This is a genomic window from Stutzerimonas decontaminans (assembly GCF_000661915.1).
In the GTDB taxonomy this organism is placed as follows: Bacteria; Pseudomonadota; Gammaproteobacteria; order Pseudomonadales; family Pseudomonadaceae; genus Stutzerimonas; species Stutzerimonas decontaminans.
In genome coordinates, this window is record NZ_CP007509.1 from 3,932,025 (window position 1) to 3,949,051 (window position 17,027).

Annotated in this window: 19 protein-coding genes; all 19 read left to right on the top strand. The window is 66.5% G+C overall.

Annotated features, from left to right (window positions below; translation table 11 throughout):
• The first annotated feature begins 44 nt into the window (after positions 1-44).
• The 19 genes from trxC to UIB01_RS18320 all read left to right on the top strand — a co-directional run bounded on the left by trxC (position 45) and on the right by UIB01_RS18320 (position 17,015).
• Positions 45-482 carry a thioredoxin TrxC gene (gene trxC / locus UIB01_RS18230; protein WP_038663537.1) on the top strand — a complete coding sequence of 146 codons (438 nt, stop codon included), beginning with the start codon at positions 45-47 and terminating at the stop codon, positions 480-482.
• 195 nt (positions 483-677) lie between these two features.
• Positions 678-1,403 (top strand): beta-ketoacyl synthase chain length factor, encoded by a 726-nt coding sequence (locus UIB01_RS18235; protein ID WP_038663540.1) that lies wholly within the window; start codon positions 678-680, stop codon positions 1,401-1,403.
• Positions 1,379-2,188 carry a lysophospholipid acyltransferase family protein gene (locus tag UIB01_RS18240; protein WP_038663543.1) on the top strand — a complete coding sequence of 270 codons (810 nt, stop codon included), beginning with the start codon at positions 1,379-1,381 and terminating at the stop codon, positions 2,186-2,188. Before UIB01_RS18235 ends, UIB01_RS18240 begins: the two co-directional genes overlap by 25 nt.
• Positions 2,166-2,432, top strand: a complete 267-nt coding sequence (locus UIB01_RS18245; protein WP_038663546.1) for a phosphopantetheine-binding protein — start codon at positions 2,166-2,168, stop codon at positions 2,430-2,432. The genes UIB01_RS18240 and UIB01_RS18245 overlap by 23 nt, the downstream gene beginning before the upstream one ends.
• Positions 2,433-2,444: 12 nt before the next feature.
• Positions 2,445-2,702, top strand: a complete 258-nt coding sequence (locus UIB01_RS18250; protein ID WP_038663551.1) for an acyl carrier protein — start codon at positions 2,445-2,447, stop codon at positions 2,700-2,702.
• 66 nt (positions 2,703-2,768) lie between these two features.
• The gene (locus UIB01_RS18255; protein ID WP_230585263.1) at positions 2,769-3,344 is read left to right on the top strand and encodes a COG4648 family protein; all 576 of its coding nucleotides are present in this window, start codon (positions 2,769-2,771) and stop codon (positions 3,342-3,344) included.
• Complete coding sequence (locus UIB01_RS18260; protein WP_038663554.1) at positions 3,341-5,017, top strand: acyl-CoA synthetase family protein; 1,677 nt, start codon at positions 3,341-3,343, stop codon at positions 5,015-5,017. Before UIB01_RS18255 ends, UIB01_RS18260 begins: the two co-directional genes overlap by 4 nt.
• Positions 5,014-5,835: a glycosyltransferase family 2 protein gene (locus tag UIB01_RS18265; protein ID WP_038663557.1), complete on the top strand. Its 822-nt coding sequence runs from the start codon at positions 5,014-5,016 to the stop codon at positions 5,833-5,835. The genes UIB01_RS18260 and UIB01_RS18265 overlap by 4 nt, the downstream gene beginning before the upstream one ends.
• The gene (locus UIB01_RS18270; RefSeq protein WP_038663560.1) at positions 5,832-6,776 is read left to right on the top strand and encodes a lysophospholipid acyltransferase family protein; all 945 of its coding nucleotides are present in this window, start codon (positions 5,832-5,834) and stop codon (positions 6,774-6,776) included. The genes UIB01_RS18265 and UIB01_RS18270 overlap by 4 nt, the downstream gene beginning before the upstream one ends.
• Entirely contained in the window at positions 6,769-8,301 is a 1,533-nt protein-coding gene (locus tag UIB01_RS18275) for an HAL/PAL/TAL family ammonia-lyase (protein ID WP_038663563.1), read from the top strand. Before UIB01_RS18270 ends, UIB01_RS18275 begins: the two co-directional genes overlap by 8 nt.
• Positions 8,294-8,719, top strand: coding sequence for an acyl-CoA thioesterase (locus UIB01_RS18280; RefSeq protein ID WP_038663567.1), 426 nt, complete (start codon positions 8,294-8,296; stop codon positions 8,717-8,719). The genes UIB01_RS18275 and UIB01_RS18280 overlap by 8 nt, the downstream gene beginning before the upstream one ends.
• Positions 8,716-9,327, top strand: a complete 612-nt coding sequence (locus UIB01_RS18285) for a LolA family protein (protein WP_038663570.1) — start codon at positions 8,716-8,718, stop codon at positions 9,325-9,327. Before UIB01_RS18280 ends, UIB01_RS18285 begins: the two co-directional genes overlap by 4 nt.
• A complete protein-coding gene (locus UIB01_RS18290) occupies positions 9,317-11,665 on the top strand; it encodes an MMPL family transporter (protein WP_038663573.1) in 2,349 nt (782 codons plus the stop codon). Before UIB01_RS18285 ends, UIB01_RS18290 begins: the two co-directional genes overlap by 11 nt.
• Entirely contained in the window at positions 11,652-12,902 is a 1,251-nt protein-coding gene (locus UIB01_RS18295; protein WP_038663576.1) for an NAD(P)/FAD-dependent oxidoreductase, read from the top strand. The genes UIB01_RS18290 and UIB01_RS18295 overlap by 14 nt, the downstream gene beginning before the upstream one ends.
• A gap of 10 nt (positions 12,903-12,912) precedes the next feature.
• Complete coding sequence (locus UIB01_RS18300) at positions 12,913-13,419, top strand: DUF3261 domain-containing protein (protein WP_038663579.1); 507 nt, start codon at positions 12,913-12,915, stop codon at positions 13,417-13,419.
• Entirely contained in the window at positions 13,416-14,609 is a 1,194-nt protein-coding gene (locus tag UIB01_RS18305) for a beta-ketoacyl-[acyl-carrier-protein] synthase family protein (RefSeq protein ID WP_038663582.1), read from the top strand. Before UIB01_RS18300 ends, UIB01_RS18305 begins: the two co-directional genes overlap by 4 nt.
• Complete coding sequence (locus UIB01_RS18310; protein WP_038663585.1) at positions 14,606-15,058, top strand: hotdog family protein; 453 nt, start codon at positions 14,606-14,608, stop codon at positions 15,056-15,058. The genes UIB01_RS18305 and UIB01_RS18310 overlap by 4 nt, the downstream gene beginning before the upstream one ends.
• The gene (fabG, locus tag UIB01_RS18315) at positions 15,055-15,783 is read left to right on the top strand and encodes a 3-oxoacyl-ACP reductase FabG (RefSeq protein ID WP_038663588.1); all 729 of its coding nucleotides are present in this window, start codon (positions 15,055-15,057) and stop codon (positions 15,781-15,783) included. Before UIB01_RS18310 ends, fabG begins: the two co-directional genes overlap by 4 nt.
• The gene (locus tag UIB01_RS18320) at positions 15,783-17,015 is read left to right on the top strand and encodes a beta-ketoacyl-ACP synthase (RefSeq protein ID WP_038663592.1); all 1,233 of its coding nucleotides are present in this window, start codon (positions 15,783-15,785) and stop codon (positions 17,013-17,015) included. The genes fabG and UIB01_RS18320 overlap by 1 nt, the downstream gene beginning before the upstream one ends.
• The last annotated feature ends 12 nt before the right edge of the window (positions 17,016-17,027 follow it).

Consider the following 17,027-nt stretch of genomic DNA (forward strand, 5'->3'; position numbering starts at 1 on the left):
GAGCGAGGCTCCACATTATCGGCATACCGCCGTGGAGCCTCGTCATGACCGAATCGCTGATCGTCCCCTGCGCGCACTGCGCCAGTCTCAATCGCATCCCCACCGACCGGCTGCAAGACGCGCCGCGCTGCGGTCGTTGCAAGGCCGAGGCACTGCCGAACGCACCGTTCGACCTGCAGCAGAGCCAGTTCGCCAACCAGATCAAGGGTGACCTGCCACTGTTGGTGGATGTCTGGGCCAGCTGGTGCGGGCCGTGCCGCAGTTTCGCCCCGACCTTTGCTCAAGCCGCCAGCCAACTGCAAGGCCGCTGCCGCCTGGCCAAGCTCGACAGCGAAGCCAATGCGCAACTGTCGGCGCAACTCGGCATCCGCTCGATTCCCAGCCTGATCCTGTTTCGCAACGGCCGCGAGGTCGCCCGCCAGAGCGGTGCGATGCCGCTGCCGCAACTCATGTCGTGGCTGGCGCAGCAGGGCATCAGCTAGACACAAACCGCTCGATGACAACCGAAACGCAGGCAAGTTCCTAACGTATTTGCGACCTCCCATCAGGATATGTATCGCAATGTTTGCCTAGCGTTAATGGCACTTGGATAATGCGCGCACTTTTCGAGCGGCATTTCCAATGCAAGCATTACACGGACGTCTAGACGCCGGTCTCGCCATGAGAGCCGCGCGAGCATGAACACGACACGCTTCGACATCGACCATTGGCAGGCCTGGGCCCCGGGTCGTGCCTGCCAGGCCGACTGGTTGCGCTGGGCGAGTACCAGCCAGTGGTCGGATGACCCCGAAGCGCAACCGGATGTGTCCTTTCTGCCAGCAATGCAGCGCCGCCGCCTGAGCCGTCTGGCGCGGATGGTGTATGCCGTTGCTTACCCGTTGGCAGAAGGTCGACCGCCGATGCCGCTGGTGTACGCATCGCGGCACGGCGAAACCACGCGCAATTTCGCCCTGCTCAGCGATCTGGCGAACCAGCAGCCGCTGTCGCCGACTCAGTTCAGTCTGTCCGTGCACAACGCCATCGTCGGACTCTGGTCGATTTTCCAAGGCGACCCCAGTGAGATGACGGCTATCGCGGCAGAGGGCGATGGGCTGGAACACGCCGTAATTGAGGCCAGCCTGCTGCTGAACGAAGGCGCGCCCGCCGTGATGCTGGTGATAGCAGAAGAAACTCCGCCCGAGGCATATCGCCCATGGATCGACGGCACCGGCATGCCCTATGCGCTGGCGCTGCGACTGACCGCCGGTGACCGCTGGCAGCTGCAACTGCAGCCAGGCGATGACACCGCGCGGCAACAGCCGCAGCCCCATGCCCTGCAGCTCATCCGGGCGCTGCTCACCGAGCATTCCCAATTCACGCATCAATGGAAGACGCGCAGATGGAATTGGCAGCGGACTCGCTAAAGCGGCCCAACGCGCCCTGGCTATGGCGCCTCGTCGCCACCGGCCTGTCGTTCGTTCTGTTCGGCATTGGCGGTCTTTGCCTGCGGCTGATCGTATTCCCGCTGCTTTCGCTGCTCCCGGGCGATGCGGACACGCATCGTCGCCGGGCGCGGCAGACAGTCAGCCGGCTGTTCTGGTTGTTCGTGCAGTTCATGTACCGCAGCGGTGTGCTGACCTATGAGGTCGAGGGTGCCGAACGGCTCGGTCGCCCGGGGCAATTGATCATCGCTAATCACCCATCGCTCATCGACGTCGTCGTGCTGATTGCGTTGATTCGCGACGCCAACTGCGTGGTCAAGCAGAGCCTGTGGGACAACCCCTTTACCCGCGGCCCGATCCGCGCCGCCCAGTACATCAGCAACAATGGCAGTGCCGAAATGCTCGACGAAGCGGCTGAAGCCCTGCAGCAAGGCCAGACGCTGATCATCTTTCCCGAGGGCACCCGCACCACTCCAGGCCAGCCGCCTGAATTCCACCGCGGTGCGGCAGCCATCGCCCTGCGCGGCGCGCGGCTGGTAACACCGGTGGTGATCAGTGTGACACCCACTACCCTGACCAAGGCCGAACCCTGGTATCGCATCCCCTCGCGGCGCTTTCACTTTCATCTACGCGTTGGCGTCGATATCGACCCACAGACATTCGCCGCCCTAGGCGCAGCGCCAATCGCCTCGCGACGACTCAACGACCATCTGCACCGGCACTTCATAAAGGAGCTCGCATTCGATGAGCCAACAATTACAACGTGAAATCAAACAACTGATCATCGACGCTCTGGGTCTTGAAGACCTTGGTCCGGATGACATCGTCGCCGACCAGCCATTGTTCGGCGAAGGCCTTGGCCTCGACTCGGTGGACGCCCTGGAACTAGGTCTGGCGATCCAGAAGCGCTTCGGCATCAAGATCGACGCCGACGCCAAGGACACCCGCAAGCATTTCGCCAGCGTCGACAGCCTGGCAGCCTTCGTCAGCGCCAGCCGCGCCATCGCCTGAGGAGCATCTGCCGTGAACAGCCGTAACGAGATTTTCCAGACCCTGCGCGACGCCCTGGTGGAACTGTTCGAACTCGAATCCGAGCGCATCACCCTCGAAGCCAATCTCTATCAGGACCTGGAAATCGACAGCATCGACGCTGTCGACCTGATCGACCATATCAAGCGCCAGACCGGCAAGAAGATCGCCGCCGAAGAATTCAAGACTGTGCGCACCGTCGGCGATGTGGTCGAGGCGGTTTACCGTCTAACCAACACGGAGACGGCCTGACAAGCGCCTCGGCGTCACCAACTGGATGACGTACAGCGCAACCCTCGGCATTTTCCGGATCATCTGATGCTTACACGCTCTTCCAGCATCCCGGCCGGTATGGCCCGGATGGCGGGCTTCGCGCTGCTCCTTGCCGGGTTGGCGTATCCCTTTGCCGTCTATTTCGGCATTGAGCACCTCTCACCGCGCGTTTTCGCTGCGCTGCTCGGGGCGCTCTGGTGCGCGCGCTTACTGAGCAGCGGACGCTCTGCAAGCCGCTGGACGGCGGGCGTCGCGCTGCTGTTCTGCCTAGTGCTGGCGCTGCTCGACAACGCCATCCTGCTGCGCTGGTATCCGGTCCTGATCAACGCCGCCATGCTCGCGCTGTTCGCCGGTAGCCTGTTCGTCGGCATGCCGGTGATCGAGCGTCTGGCGCGGCTACAGGAGCCGGATCTACCGCCCTCGGGTGTGCGCTATACGCGGCAGGTGACCAGGGTCTGGGTAGGCTTCTTCATTTTCAACGGCTCGATTGCTACAGCGCTGACGCTTTGGGCGCCGCTGGCCTGGTGGACGCTGTACAACGGCCTGATCGCCTACGGCCTGATGGGCCTGCTGTTCGCTGGTGAATGGCTGATACGTCAACGTGTCAGGAGTCGCCTGTGAACTGGATTGCAATGTGCGAACTCCTGGTGCATAGCGGGTCGCGCCCGGTAACTACACATCCGGAGCTATCCTTCGGCGAACTGCAGCAGCAGGCGCTGCAACTGGCCGGCGGCCTGCAACAGCGCGGCTTACAAACGCTCGCCGTGCACCTGGAAGATGCCGCGCAGCTGGCCATCGTCCTGCTCGGCGCCTGGCGTGCTGATGTACGCGTGCTGCTGCCTGCTGACCTGCAGCCGGCGAGCCGCGCGCGACTGAGCGCCCATGCAGAACTCTGGCTGACCGACCAGGCGGACGACCTGCACCTGACGGATCTGCTGGCGACCCCGCTCGCCGCAGCCGAGCTCGATCCCGACCTGCTCGGCCTTACGCTCTGCACCTCCGGCTCCAGTGGCGAGCCCAAGCTGATCGACAAGCGCCTGCACCAGCTCGCCAGCGAAGTCGAAGCGCTGGAGGCCCTGTGGGGCGCAGACCTTGGCGATTCCGCGGTGATCGGCAGCGTCGCCACACAGCACATCTACGGCCTGCTGTTTCGTGTGCTCTGGCCGCTGTGCGCCGGCCGTCCTTTTCTGCGCCGCGCCCTGCCGTTCGCCGAGGACATGCAGCTGGCCAGCCGCGAACAACAGGCGTTCTGCTGGGTGGCCAGCCCCGCCCTGCTCAAGCGCATGGGCGACAACCTCGACTGGCCAGCGCTGCGCCAGGTGCGCCGGGTGTTCTCCTCCGGAGGATCATTGCCGACCGAAGCCGCGGAGCTTCTACAACAGCGCCTTGGCCAGTGGCCTACGGAGATCTACGGCAGTTCGGAAACAGGCGGCATCGCCTGGCGCCAGGGCGGACAACTGTGGCAGCCACTACCGGGCGTAAATCTGGGCGAAGACGATCAAGGTGCACTGCTAGTCGCCTCGCCTTGGTTGCCGCGCGGTCATGTCGAGCAGACCGCCGATGCCGTGCAAATCGAACCGAACAATCGGTTCGTATTGCGAGGACGGCTCGATCGCATCGTCAAGCTGGAAGAAAAGCGCATCTCGCTGCCGATGCTCGAATGCGCACTAGCCGAGCACCTCTGGGTCGGTGAGGCGCGCCTTGGCGTCATTCAGGACAACCGGGCCTATCTCGGCGCGCTGGTGGCACTGAGCGACGCCGGGATTTTCGCGCTGCGCAATCAGGGGCGACGCGCCATTACTCAGGCGCTGCGCAAGCACCTGATCGCCCACTGCGAGGCTCTGGCCCTACCACGGCGCTGGCGGCTGGTGCGGGAGCTGCCGAGCAATGCTCAGGGCAAGCTGCCCCAGGCCGAACTCGATGCACTGCTGCAGACACCGCGTCCCCGGCAACCAGAACGTCTGCAACTGCAGAGGCTGGACGATCACTGGCAGATCGAACTGGCAGTGCCATTGGATCTGGCCCACTTCAGCGGCCATTTTCCGCGCACACCGGTGCTGCCCGGCGTCGTCCAGATCGAGTGGGCAATGAGCCTTGCACGCGAACTGATCGGCGACTTGCCACCACGCTTCGGCGGCATGGAAGTGTTGAAATTCCAACAGCTCGCCCGCCCCGGCGACCGGCTGCAGCTGAGCCTGCGATTCGACCATGAGCGCGGCAAGCTGTACTTCACCTACCACAACGACGGCAAGCCCTGCTCGTCCGGACGCATCCTGCTGGGAGCAAAGCCATGAGCACCCTCAACGAGCTGCCACCCATGGCAGTTGCGCCCACTGCGACCGTAGTGGTTACACCTCCCGCCCAGCCGGAGGAAGACTGGTTCAAGCCCTGCGCGGTGATTCCGGTCTACAACCACGAGCGCAGCCTGCCCGCTGTGGTCGCCGCGCTTCGGACGGCGGATCTTCCCTGCGTGCTGGTGGACGACGGTTCCTCCCCAGCCGCGGCAACGGTCATCGACCGACTGGCGGAGCAAGACGGCGTCTTCCTGCTCCGCCATCCGCGCAACCAGGGCAAGGGCGGTGCGGTAATCAGCGGCCTGCGCGAGGCGCGGCGACTGGGCTTCAGCCATGCGCTGCAGGTCGACGCCGACGGCCAGCACGACCTGTCCGGTGTCGAGCTGTTCCTCGACCGCGCCAGCCAGGCGCCGGACGCGGTGATCTGCGGCTATCCGCGATACGACGCCAGCGTGCCCAAGGGGCGTCTGTATGCCCGCTACCTGACCCATGTCTGGGTCTGGATCAACACCCTGTCGCTGGCGATCCGCGACTCCATGTGCGGCTTCCGTGTCTACCCGCTGGAGCCGACGCTGGCGTTGCTCGACCGCGTGCGCTTGGGCCGGCGCATGGATTTCGACACCGAGATCCTGGTGCGTCTGCACTGGCAGCAGCAGCCGATGGTCTGGCTACCGACGCGGGTGCATTACCCGGCCGATGGCGTCTCGCACTTCCGCCTCTGGTTGGACAATGCACTGATCTCCGCCATGCATGCCCGGCTGCTCTTCGGCATGCTGCTGCGCGCGCCAAAACTGCTTGCCCGGCGCCTGCAGCGATGAGCGAAGCCCCGATACCCTCCCATTGGGCGGCGCAGCGCGAGCGGGGCAGTTTCGCGCTGATGCGCCTGACCGCCTGGGCGGTACGGGTCCTGGGTCGGCGCACCATGGCGCCGCTGCTGTATCTGATCGTGCTGTATTTCTACCTCTTCGGCCGCAGCGCCCGGGACAGCGCGCGCGAGTATCAGGGCAACCTGGCGCGCTGGAGCCGTCGCGCCGAACTGCAGCCGAGCACGCGCTCGGTCTATCGCCAGTTCATGAGTTTCGCCGAAGCGCTGCTGGACAAGCTGGATGTCTGGAGCGGGCGCGTCGGGCGGGAACGCCTCGTGATCCACGATCCGGCCAACCTGCACGCCAGTCTCGCCGGGGCGCGCGGTCAGCTGCTGGTCGGCTCGCACCTGGGCAATCTGGAGATCTGCCGGGCACTGGCGGAAATGGGCGGTGAAGTACGGATGAACGTGCTGGTGCACACCCGTCACGCCGAGCAGTTCAATCGCCTGCTGAACCAGTCCGGCGCCGACAACCTGCGGCTGATCCAGGTCAGCGAGCTGGACCCGGCGACCATGCTGCAGCTGTCCCAGTGCCTGGAGCGCGGCGAATGGCTGGCCATTGCCGGTGATCGGGTGCCACTGCATGGCGGGCGCACCGCCATGGCCGACTTCCTCGGTCAGCCAGCAGCCTTTCCCCAGGGCCCCTGGCTGCTCGCCGGCCTGCTGGAATGCCCGGTGAATCTGCTGTTCTGTCTCAAGCAGGACGAGCGCTTCCATGTGCATCTCGAGCCCTTCGCCGAACGCATCCGCTGGCGCCGCGCCGACCGCGACGCGGTGATCGCGCAGGCGGTGCAGCGCTACGCCGACCGCCTCGCCGCGCGCTGCCTGGAGGCCCCCCTGCAATGGTTCAACTTCTATCCCTTCTGGAACACACAGGACCCGCGTCGTGACTGAGCCCGTGATCTTTGGCGAAAACCTTCTGCGCATCGAGGACGTGCTGGCCGTGGCGCAGCGCCGGGCGCCGGCACGGCTGCAGGCGGACGAGGCCTTTCGCAGCCGCATAGCCCGCGGCGCGCAGTTTCTCGACACCCTGCTGGACCGCGAAGGCGTGATATACGGCGTCACCACCGGCTATGGCGACTCCTGCGTAGTGGCGGTGCCGCTGCATCAGGTGGAAGCGTTGCCGCAGCATCTGTTCACCTTTCATGGCTGCGGGCTGGGCAAGTTGCTGGACGCCGAAGCCACCCGTGCAGTGCTCGCCGCGCGCCTGCGTTCGCTTACCCATGGCATGTCCGGTGTACGCATCGAGCTGCTGGAACGCATGCAGGCATTTCTCGAGCACGACGTGCTGCCGCTGATTCCTGAGGAAGGCTCGGTTGGCGCCAGCGGCGACCTGACCCCACTGTCCTATGTCGCTGCCGCCCTCGCCGGCGAGCGCGAGGTGCTGTATCGCGGCGAGCGCCGCAGCGCCGCCGAAGTGCATCGCCAGCTCGGCTGGACACCCTTGACCCTGCGCCCCAAGGAGGCGCTGGCACTGATGAACGGCACCGCGGTGATGACCGGCCTCGCCTGCCTGGCCTATGCCCGTGCCGATTACCTGCTGCAGCTGGCGACCCGCATCACCGCGCTGAACGTGATCGCGCTACAAGGTAACCCGGAGCATTTCGACGAGCGCCTGTTCGCCGCCAAGCCTCATCCTGGCCAGGCCCAGGTCGCCGCCTGGATTCGCCAGGACCTAGCCATCGACGCGCCCGCTGCGCCGCTGCATCGATTGCAGGACCGCTACTCCATCCGCTGCGCGCCCCATGTGCTCGGCGTGCTGGCCGACAGCCTGGGCCTGCTGCGCCAGTTCATCGAAACCGAACTGAACAGCGCCAACGACAACCCGATCATCGATGCCGACAACGAGCGCGTACTGCACGGCGGACACTTCTACGGCGGGCATATCGCCTTCGCCATGGACAGCCTGAAGAATCTGGTGGCCAATGTCGCCGACCTGCTCGACCGCCAGCTCGCCCTGCTGGTCGACACACGCTACAACCACGGCCTGCCGAGCAACCTCTCCGGCGCGCCGGCCGCCACGGCGATGATCAACCATGGCTTCAAGGCGGTGCAGATCGGCACCAGCGCCTGGACTGCCGAGGCGCTGAAGAACAGCATGCCGGCCAGCGTCTTCTCGCGCTCCACCGAATGCCACAACCAGGACAAGGTGAGCATGGGCACCATCGCCGCCCGCGACGCGCTGCGCAGCCTGGAGCTGAGCGAGCAGGTCGCCGCGGCCACGCTGCTCGCCGCCCAGCAGGGCGTCTGGCTGCGCCAGCGCCAGGAAGACGCGCGCCCGCTGCCCGCACCACTGGCGGCCATGCACAGCGAACTGTCGGAGACCTTCCCGCCGCTGATCGAAGACCGCGCGCTGGAAGGCGAACTGCGCCTGTGTCTCGCGCAGATCCGCAACCGGCACTGGAGGCTTTATGCGTAAGGACGGCGTACTGCAGGCCGAGGTCGAGATGCTCGTGCCGTTCTTCGACGTCGACTCCTTGGACGTGGTCTGGCACGGCCATTACGTCAAGTACTTCGAGGTCGCCCGCTGTGCGCTGCTCGAGCGTATCGGCCACAACTATCAGCAGATGCGCGACGCCGGCTATGCCTGGCCGATCATCGACGTGCAGCTGCGCTACATGCGTGGCGCGCGCTTCAACCAGCGCATCGTGGTACGCGCCGACCTGGTGGAGTGGGAGAACCGCCTGAAGATCAACTACCTGATCCGCGATGCCGAAACCGGCGAGCGCATGACCCGCGGCAGCACCGTGCAGGTCGCCGTGGAGATCGCCAGCCGCGAGATGCTGCTGGCCTCACCACGAGTCTTCATCGACGCGGTGGAGCGCGCACTGGCATGACGCCGCTCTTCAAGAAATGGCTGGCCGCCGCCGTCCTGCTGATGGTCACCAGCGTCGCCATGGCGCAGCCCTTCGACCTGCCACAACTCGCCGAACAACTGAGCGGGCCGGCCGTGGTACGTGGCGACTTCATTCAGGAAAAGCACCTGAGAGCCTTGCCGCAGCCACTGACCAGTCACGGCCAGTTCGCCCTGTCCCGCGAACACGGCCTGCTCTGGCTGCTGCAACAGCCGATCCGCCAGGACTATCGCATCACGCCTCAGGGGATCGCGCGGCGCAGTGAGAATGGCTGGCAGGCGGTCGACCCGCAGGGCGGTTCAGCCCGACAGAACCAGCTGTTCCTCGCCGTGCTGAGCGGGGACACCAAGGCCCTGCAGCGCGACTTTCAACTCGAGCTGAGCGGTGCAGCCACGGCCTGGCGGTTGCAACTGACGCCACGCGGCGCGCTGCTCAAGCAGATCTTCGCTGACATCGAGATCCAAGGCGGCGAGACGGTGACTCAAATCGAGCTGCACGAAACCCAGGGTGATCGCACGCTGATCCGTCTGCTCGACAGCCAGACCGGCGTCGCCCTCACAGCCAGCGAGCAGCGCGATCTTGGCGACTGAGCGCCTGCAGACCCGGCGCTGGCTGGCCACCCTGTTCTGCCTGGCGCTGCTCGGTCTGCTGGCGCTGAGCGCCTGGCAATGGCGCGATGGTCCGCCGCTGAGTGCCAACCTGCTGCAGCTCCTGCCCAACGCGAGTCACGACGCGCTCGAAGGGCTGGCGACCGAGCGCATGCAGGTGCCGCTCAAGCACGACCTGATGCTGCTGATCCGGCATGACGACGAGCGTGAAGCCCAGCGCCTGACTGAAAGCCTGGCAGCCGAACTGCGTGGCAGCGGCCTGTTCGCCCAGGTGCGCGAGCGGGTACAGCCCGATCTGCCGGCGGTCGCGCGCCAGCTGCGCGAGCAGTCCCTCGGATTGCTTAGCGATACCGAGCGCCAGCAGCTCATCGAACATCCCGCGCGGTTCGTCCAGCAGCGTGTCGAGCGCCTCTACGACCCGTTCGCCGCCAGCCCGCTGCCGCTCGAACAGGACTGGTTCGGCATCGCCGGCCTGGCCCTGCAACAGTTGCCGCAGCTGGGCACCCTTCGCACCGGTGGCGATGGCCGTCTGATTGCCGAGCACGCCGGCCAGCGCTGGGCCGTCGTGCACGCGCGCGCGCAGGGCGATGCGTTCGATGAGCGCCTGCCGCAACAGGTAGCCACACTCGTCGAGACCGCCCGCAGTGCTGTCGAAACCGCCGGCGGCGAACTGCTCGCTGCCGGCGGTGTACTGCATGCCGCCCATGGTCAACGCTCGGCCCGCGCTGAGGCGAGCCTGATCGGCAGCCTGTCGCTGGGTGCCACGCTGCTGCTGTTACTCTGGCTGTTCCGCACGCCGCGCATCCTCCTCGCCGCGTTGCCGGTACTGGTCGGTGCGCTGGCGGGGGCGGCCGCCTGCGTCGCGCTGTTCGGCCAGATGCACGTACTGACGCTGGTGCTCGGCGCCAGCCTGATCGGCGTCAGCCTGGATTTCCCGCTGCACTACCTGTCCAAGAGCTGGACGCTGCAGCCTTGGCACGGCCGGCGCGCACTTCGTCTGATCCTGCCCGGGCTGGCGCTGGCCCTGTTGACCAACCTGATCGGCTACCTGGCGCTGGCCTTCACGCCCTTCCCGGCGCTGACCCAGGTGGCGGTGTTCTCCGCCGCCGGGCTGCTCGGCGCCTTCCTCTGCACCACCTGCCTGCTGCCGCTGCTGTTCAATGGTCGCCTGCAACCCTGGCCCCGCCCATTGGGTTGGGCGCAGCGCTGGCTGCAGCTGCGCCAGGCCCTGCTTGCACGCATCGGCTCGCCCTGGCTGCTGGCGGTGTTCGGACTGTTCTGCCTGGGCGGCGTGCTGCAGCTGTCATTCGAGGACGACCTGCGCCAGTGGGTCAGCCGCGCACCGGTACTGCAGCAGCAAGCCGAGCGTATCGGTACGATCACCGGCTTCCGGCCCACCAGCCAATACCTCCTCGTGCGCGCCGCCGATGCCGGCGCGCTGCTCGAACGCCAGGCCGAGCTCAGCCGCCGCCTGTCCGACCTGCAGGCCGAGCAACGCCTGGGCGGGCACCTCGCCCTGAGCCAGCTGGTTGCACCGACTGCCGAACAAACCCGCCTGCGCGCCGCCCTGGCGCAACTGCTCGCAGCCAGCCAGCCGCTCGCCGCGCTGGGCGCCGCGACGAATAACCTGCATGCCGAAATCGAGCGCCTGCAGGCACAGCCACCGGTGACCATCGAGGCGGCGCTGGCAGGCCCGTTGGGCGAGCCCTGGCGTGCACTCTGGCTCGGCGCGCAGAACGACGGCGTCGCCGGGCTGATCAGCCTGCAGGGCCTGCGCGACGGAGCCGCCCTGGAACACATCGCTGAAGACGTGCCCGGCACGACACTGGTCGACCAGCCGGCCCGTCTCAACCAGCTGTTTGCCGCGACCAAGCTGCAGGCCGGCGAACTCAAGCTGCTCGCCAGCCTGCTGATCTTTGCCCTGCTCTGCTTTCCCTTCGGCCCGGGCGGCGCCCTGCGTTGCCTAGCCGTGCCGCTGCTGGCCGCCCTGGCGAGCTTGGCCAGTCTCGGCTGGCTCGGTCAGCCGCTGACGCTGTTCGGCCTGTTCGGCCTGTTGCTGGTCACCGCGATCGGCGTGGATTACGCCATTCTGATGCGCGAGCAGGTCGGCGGCGCCGCGGTCAGCCTGGTCGGCACCCTGCTGGCGGCCACCACCACCTGGCTGTCGTTCGGCCTGCTGGCCGTGTCCAGCACGCCGGCGGTGAGCAACTTCGGCCTCACCGTCAGCCTCGGGCTGGCATTCAGTTTCTTCCTGGCCCCCTGGGCCATCCATCAGCAAGACACACCAGCACAGGCAGGGAGGCCGTATGGCGCCGCTTGAGACGCAACACCGTGAAGTCGTGATCATCGGAGCCGGCCCGTCCGGCGCAATCGCCGGCGCGCTGCTCAAGCGCCAGGGCCACGACGTGCTGATCGTCGAACGACAGCGCTTTCCGCGCTTCTCCATCGGCGAGAGCCTGCTTTCGCACTGTCTGGACTTCATCGAGGAAGCCGGGATGCTCGAGGCGGTGCGCGCGGCGGGGTTCCAGACCAAGCACGGCGCGGCCTTCGGCTGGGGTGAGCGCTACACGGAATTCGATTTCCGCGACAAGTTCACCGCCGGCCATGGCAGCACCTATCAGGTCCAGCGCGCGGACTTCGACAAGCTGCTGGCCGACCAGGCCGAGCTACAGGGCGTGGAAATCCGCTACGAGGAAGAAGTCACCGCGGTGGATTTCAGCGGCGCGCAGCCCTGGCTGCAGATTCGTCGGGCCGATGGCAGCGAATACCGCGTCGATGCCGCCTTCGTGCTCGATGCCAGCGGCTATGGCCGGGTACTGCCGCAGCTGCTGGACCTGGAAGCGCCGTCGGGCTTCCCGGTGCGCCGGGCGATCTTCACCCATATCGAGGACCGCATCGACGATCCGCGCTTCGACCGCGAGAAGATCCTCATCACCACCCATCCCGAGCTGCGGGACGTCTGGTACTGGACCATTCCCTTCAGCAACGGCCGCTGCTCGCTGGGCGTGGTCGCCAGTGCCGAGCGCTACGAAGGCCGGCCGGTGAACCTCGATGCCTGCCTGCGCGAGTTCGTCCAGGAGGCACCGAACCTTAGGCGCATTCTCGCAAATGCCGAATGGGATACCCCGGCGCGACTGATCGGCGGTTACTCGGCCAACGTCAAGAGCCTGCACGGTCCAGGCTTCGCCCTGCTGGGCAACGCCGCCGAGTTCCTCGACCCGGTGTTCTCCTCCGGCGTGACCATCGCCATGCGCTCGGCGCACATGGCCGCCGCCGTGCTGCATCGCCAGCTGAGCGGCGAACCGGTGGATTGGGAGCGCGAGTTCGCCGCGCCGCTCAAGCGCGGCGTCGATACCTTCCGGACCTACGTGGAGGGTTGGTACGATTGCAGCTTCCAGGACGTGATCTACTACGAACACGCCCAGCCGGAGATCCGCCGGATGATCAGCTCGATCCTCGCCGGCTATGCCTGGGACGAAAAGAACCCCTATGTCGCCGAACCCAAACGCCGCTTGCGCGTCCTGGCCGAACTCTGCTCGGCCGGTGCCGACGCGTGAGCGCGCGGCGATGAGGCGACTCCTGCTGGGCCTGTGTCTGGTCTTGCTGGCCGGTTGCGCGGCGCGCCTGCCGCTGCCTGCCAGCACACCCGCATTGCAGGTACCGCTGCAGCTGCATGTGCAACGCCAGGGCAGCGAGCCGGCCGATTGGTTGCTGGTGATCCAGCGCGAAGGGACGTCGCTGCGCTGGTCGCTGCTCGACCCGCTGGGCATTCCACTGGCGCGGCAGCAGTTGCGCGCCGGCGCCTGGCAGGCTGATGGGCTGCTGCGACCCAATCCGGAGGCGCGCGAGCTGTTCGCCGCCCTGCTGTTCGCCCTGACCGACCGCGACCAGCTGGCCGCGCTGTATGGCGCCGCGGCCGAACAGCTAGGTGCTGGCGAGCGCCGGCTGCGTCAGGGCGACGACCTGCGCTGGCAGGTTCGCTATCGCGCGGCACAGAGCTTCGAACTCGACGTAGCGCCAGGGCTGACCTATCGTGTCGCCCCCTTGCCCGACTCGACCGGAAGCCAACGATGACCGCCTACCTCGACGCCCTTGGCGTGATCTGCGCGCTTGGCAGTGGCAAGGCCGAGGTGGCCCTACGGCTGTTCGCCGGCGACACCTCCGGCATGCAGCCCCATACCCAGCCGGTCGCCGGTCGACGCTTACCGGTGGGCGCGGTCCGCTCAGCGTTGCCGGCATTGCCTGATGACGATCCGCGCCATGCCACCCGCAACAACCAGCTGCTGCTGGCCGCTGCACTGGAGATCGAAGGCGATATTCGCCAGGCCATCGCCCGCCACGGCCGGCATCGCATCGGTGTGGTCCTGGGCACCAGTACCACCGGCATCCAAGAGGCCGCGCAAGGTATCGCCGGTCTGCTGCAAAACGACGCCTTTCCACCCGACTATCACTACGGGCACCAGGAACTGGCGGCGCCGGCGAGTTTTCTCGGCGAATGGCTGCAACTGGCCGGCCCCTGCTATGCCATCTCCACCGCCTGCACCTCCAGCGCCCGCGCCCTGCTCAGCGCTAAACGCTTGCTCGATGCTGGCCTCTGCGATGCGGTGCTGTGCGGCGGTGTCGACAGCCTGAGCGACCTGACCCTGCAAGGCTTCACCGCGCTGGAAGCCACCAGCGAGTCGCTGTGCAATCCCTTCTCGCGCAACCGCAACGGCATCAACATCGGTGAAGCGGCGGCGCTGTTTCTGATGACCCGCGAGCCCGGTAATGGCGCCATCGCCCTGCTAGGCGGCGGCGCCAGTTCCGACGCCTACCATATCTCCGCCCCCGAACCACAGGGCCGCGGCGCGCTGGCCGCCATGCGCCAGGCACTGGCCACTGCCGACTGCACGCCCGAACAGATCGACTACGTCAACCTGCACGGCACCGCCACCGCGCACAACGACGCCATGGAAAGCCTGGCCGTCGCCACGCTGTTTCCCCAGGGCGTCGCCTGCTCTTCGAGCAAGCCGCTGACCGGCCATACCCTCGGCGCCGCCGGCGCGCTGGAGGCGGCATTCTGCTGGCTGGCGCTGTCGCGCTTCAACGCCGACCAGCAGCTGCCACCGCACCGCTGGGACGGCCAGCCGGACCCGGACCTGCCGCCGCTGCGCCTGGTCACGGCCGAGCTGCGGATGGATAGAGCCGCGCCGCGACGGCTGATGAGCAACTCCTTCGCCTTCGGTGGCAACAATATCAGCCTGATCCTGGGAGACGCGCCGTGATCGATTGGCCCCTCGCCGAACTGCTACCCCACGCTGGCGACATGATCCTGCTCGACGCTGTCGAGCGCTTCGATGAAGACAGCGTGGACGCTCACCTGCTGGTACGCGCCGACGGCCTGCTCAGCGCGGCCGACGGCAGCCTGCCGGCCTGGGTCGGTGTCGAGATCATGGCGCAAAGCGTCGCGGCCTTCGCCGGCTGCCATGCACGCCAGGCCGGCGAGCCGGTCGCCCTCGGCTTCCTGCTCGGTACGCGCAACTACCAGTGCAATGTCGAAACCTTCCCGGTCGGCGCCCGGCTACGCGTCCGTGCCACCCGGTCGCTGCAGGACGACAACGGCATGGGCGTCTTCGAATGTCATCTCGACGGCCCCGGCATCCATGCCGAAGCGCGTCTGAACGTGTTCCGCCCGCCCGAAGTGGCGAGCTACCTACAAGAGTCTGCCCCATGAGTGAAACCGTCCTCGTCACCGGCTCCAGCCGCGGCATTGGCCGCGCCATCGCGCTGCGCCTGGCCCGTGCCGGCCATGACATCGTGCTGCACTGCCGCTCACGCCGCGACCAGGCCGAAGCGGTCCAGGCCGAAATACAGGGGATGGGTCGCAGCGCACGCATCCTGCAGTTCGATATCGCCGACCGTGCCGCCTGCCGTCACGAGTTGGAAGCCGATGTCGAAACCCATGGTGCCTATTACGGCGTGGTCTGCAACGCTGGTCTGACCCGCGACGGTGCCTTCCCGGCGCTGAGCGACGACGACTGGGATCAGGTGCTGCGCACCAACCTGGACGGCTTCTACAACGTGCTGCACCCCCTGACCATGCCGATGATTCGCCGTCGCCAGCCGGGGCGAATCGTCTGCATCACCTCCGTATCTGGCCTGATCGGCAACCGCGGCCAGGTCAACTACAGCGCGTCCAAGGCCGGCGTCATCGGCGCCGCGAAAGCGCTGGCGGTGGAGCTGGGCAAGCGCAGAATCACCGTCAACTGCGTTGCGCCGGGGTTGATCGATACCGAGATGCTCGACGCCGAACTGCCCATCGAAGAAATGCTGAAGATGGTTCCGGCACAGCGCATGGGCACGCCGGAAGAGGTCGCCGGTGCGGTTAATTTCCTCATGTCCGCCGAGGCGGCATATATCACCCGGCAGGTCATCGCCGTCAACGGAGGGCTGTGCTGATGAGCGGCAGACGTGTGGTCGTCACCGGCATGGCTGGCATTACCTCGCTGGGCAGCGACTGGGCAAGCATCGAGGCCAATTTCAGCGCCAACCGCAGCGGTATTCGCCGCATGCATGAATGGGATCGCTTCACCGAGCTGAACACCCGCCTGGCGGGTCCTGTGGATGATTTCGCCGTGCCGACGCACTGGACGCGCAAGCAGCTGCGCAGCATGGGCCGCGTGTCGCGGCTGTCGGTGCTGGCCGCCGTGCGGGCACTGGCCGATGCCGGCCTGCTAGACGATGCTTCGATCCGCGATGGTCGCATGGGCGTCGCTTGCGGCTCCTCCACCGGCAGCACCGAAGAAATCAAGGCCTTCGGCAATATGCTGCTGAACTCGGTGGCCGATGGGCTCAATGCCAACTCCTATATCCGCATGATGCCGCACACCACGGCGGCCAACATCAGCATCTTCTTCGGCCTCACTGGCCGGGTAATCCCCACCTCCAGCGCCTGTACCAGTGGCAGCCAGGGCATCGGCTACGCCTACGAGGCGATCAAGTTCGGCCGCTTGCCGCTGATGCTCGCCGGCGGCGCCGAGGAGCTGTGCGCCACCGAGGCCATGGTCTTCGATGCCCTCTATGCCACCAGCCTGAAGAACGACGCACCGCATACTTCGCCGCGCCCCTACGACAGCGGCCGTGATGGACTGGTGATCGGCGAAGGCGCCGGCATGCTGGTGCTTGAGGAGCTGGAACACGCACTGGCGCGCGGTGCGACGATCCACGCCGAGCTGGTCGGCTTCGGCAGTAATGCCGACGGCCAACACGCGACCAAACCCGAGCAGCTGACCATGCGCCGGGCCATGGAGCTGGCCCTGGAAGATGCCGGCCTCACACCGGCTGCCATCGGCTACGTCAATGGCCACGGCACCGCCACCGAGCAGGGCGACATCGCCGAAACCCAGGCGACCCAGGCGCTGTTCAGCAACAGCATGCCGATCAGCTCGCAGAAGTCTTTCCTCGGCCACACACTGGGCGCGTGCGGGGCGCTGGAGTCCTGGTTCAGCATCGAGATGATGAACCGCGACCACTACATCCACACGCTCAACTTGGACGACGTCGACCCGCGCTGCGGCGAACTCGACTACCTGCGGGGTGCGCCGCGTGCCATGCAGCATGAATACGTCATGAACAACAATTTCGCCTTTGGCGGGATCAACACTTCGCTCATCTTCCGCCGCTGGGCCTGAGCGCTTTACTCA

Bases quoted from the DNA above. Each gene is read 5' to 3' on its own strand.
- UIB01_RS18245 (WP_038663546.1), top strand. From the start codon at position 2,166: ATGAGCCAACAATTACAACGTGAAATCAAACAACTGATCATCGACGCT.
- trxC (WP_038663537.1), top strand. From the start codon at position 45: ATGACCGAATCGCTGATCGTCCCCTGCGCGCACTGCGCCAGTCTCAAT.
- UIB01_RS18295 (WP_038663576.1), top strand. From the start codon at position 11,652: ATGGCGCCGCTTGAGACGCAACACCGTGAAGTCGTGATCATCGGAGCC.
- UIB01_RS18285 (WP_038663570.1), top strand. From the start codon at position 8,716: ATGACGCCGCTCTTCAAGAAATGGCTGGCCGCCGCCGTCCTGCTGATG.
- UIB01_RS18255 (WP_230585263.1), top strand. From the start codon at position 2,769: ATGCTTACACGCTCTTCCAGCATCCCGGCCGGTATGGCCCGGATGGCG.
- UIB01_RS18300 (WP_038663579.1), top strand. From the start codon at position 12,913: ATGAGGCGACTCCTGCTGGGCCTGTGTCTGGTCTTGCTGGCCGGTTGC.
- UIB01_RS18320 (WP_038663592.1), top strand. From the start codon at position 15,783: ATGAGCGGCAGACGTGTGGTCGTCACCGGCATGGCTGGCATTACCTCG.
- UIB01_RS18280 (WP_038663567.1), top strand. From the start codon at position 8,294: ATGCGTAAGGACGGCGTACTGCAGGCCGAGGTCGAGATGCTCGTGCCG.
- UIB01_RS18305 (WP_038663582.1), top strand. From the start codon at position 13,416: ATGACCGCCTACCTCGACGCCCTTGGCGTGATCTGCGCGCTTGGCAGT.
- UIB01_RS18240 (WP_038663543.1), top strand. From the start codon at position 1,379: ATGGAATTGGCAGCGGACTCGCTAAAGCGGCCCAACGCGCCCTGGCTA.
- UIB01_RS18235 (WP_038663540.1), top strand. From the start codon at position 678: ATGAACACGACACGCTTCGACATCGACCATTGGCAGGCCTGGGCCCCG.
- fabG (WP_038663588.1), top strand. From the start codon at position 15,055: ATGAGTGAAACCGTCCTCGTCACCGGCTCCAGCCGCGGCATTGGCCGC.
- UIB01_RS18270 (WP_038663560.1), top strand. From the start codon at position 5,832: ATGAGCGAAGCCCCGATACCCTCCCATTGGGCGGCGCAGCGCGAGCGG.
- UIB01_RS18265 (WP_038663557.1), top strand. From the start codon at position 5,014: ATGAGCACCCTCAACGAGCTGCCACCCATGGCAGTTGCGCCCACTGCG.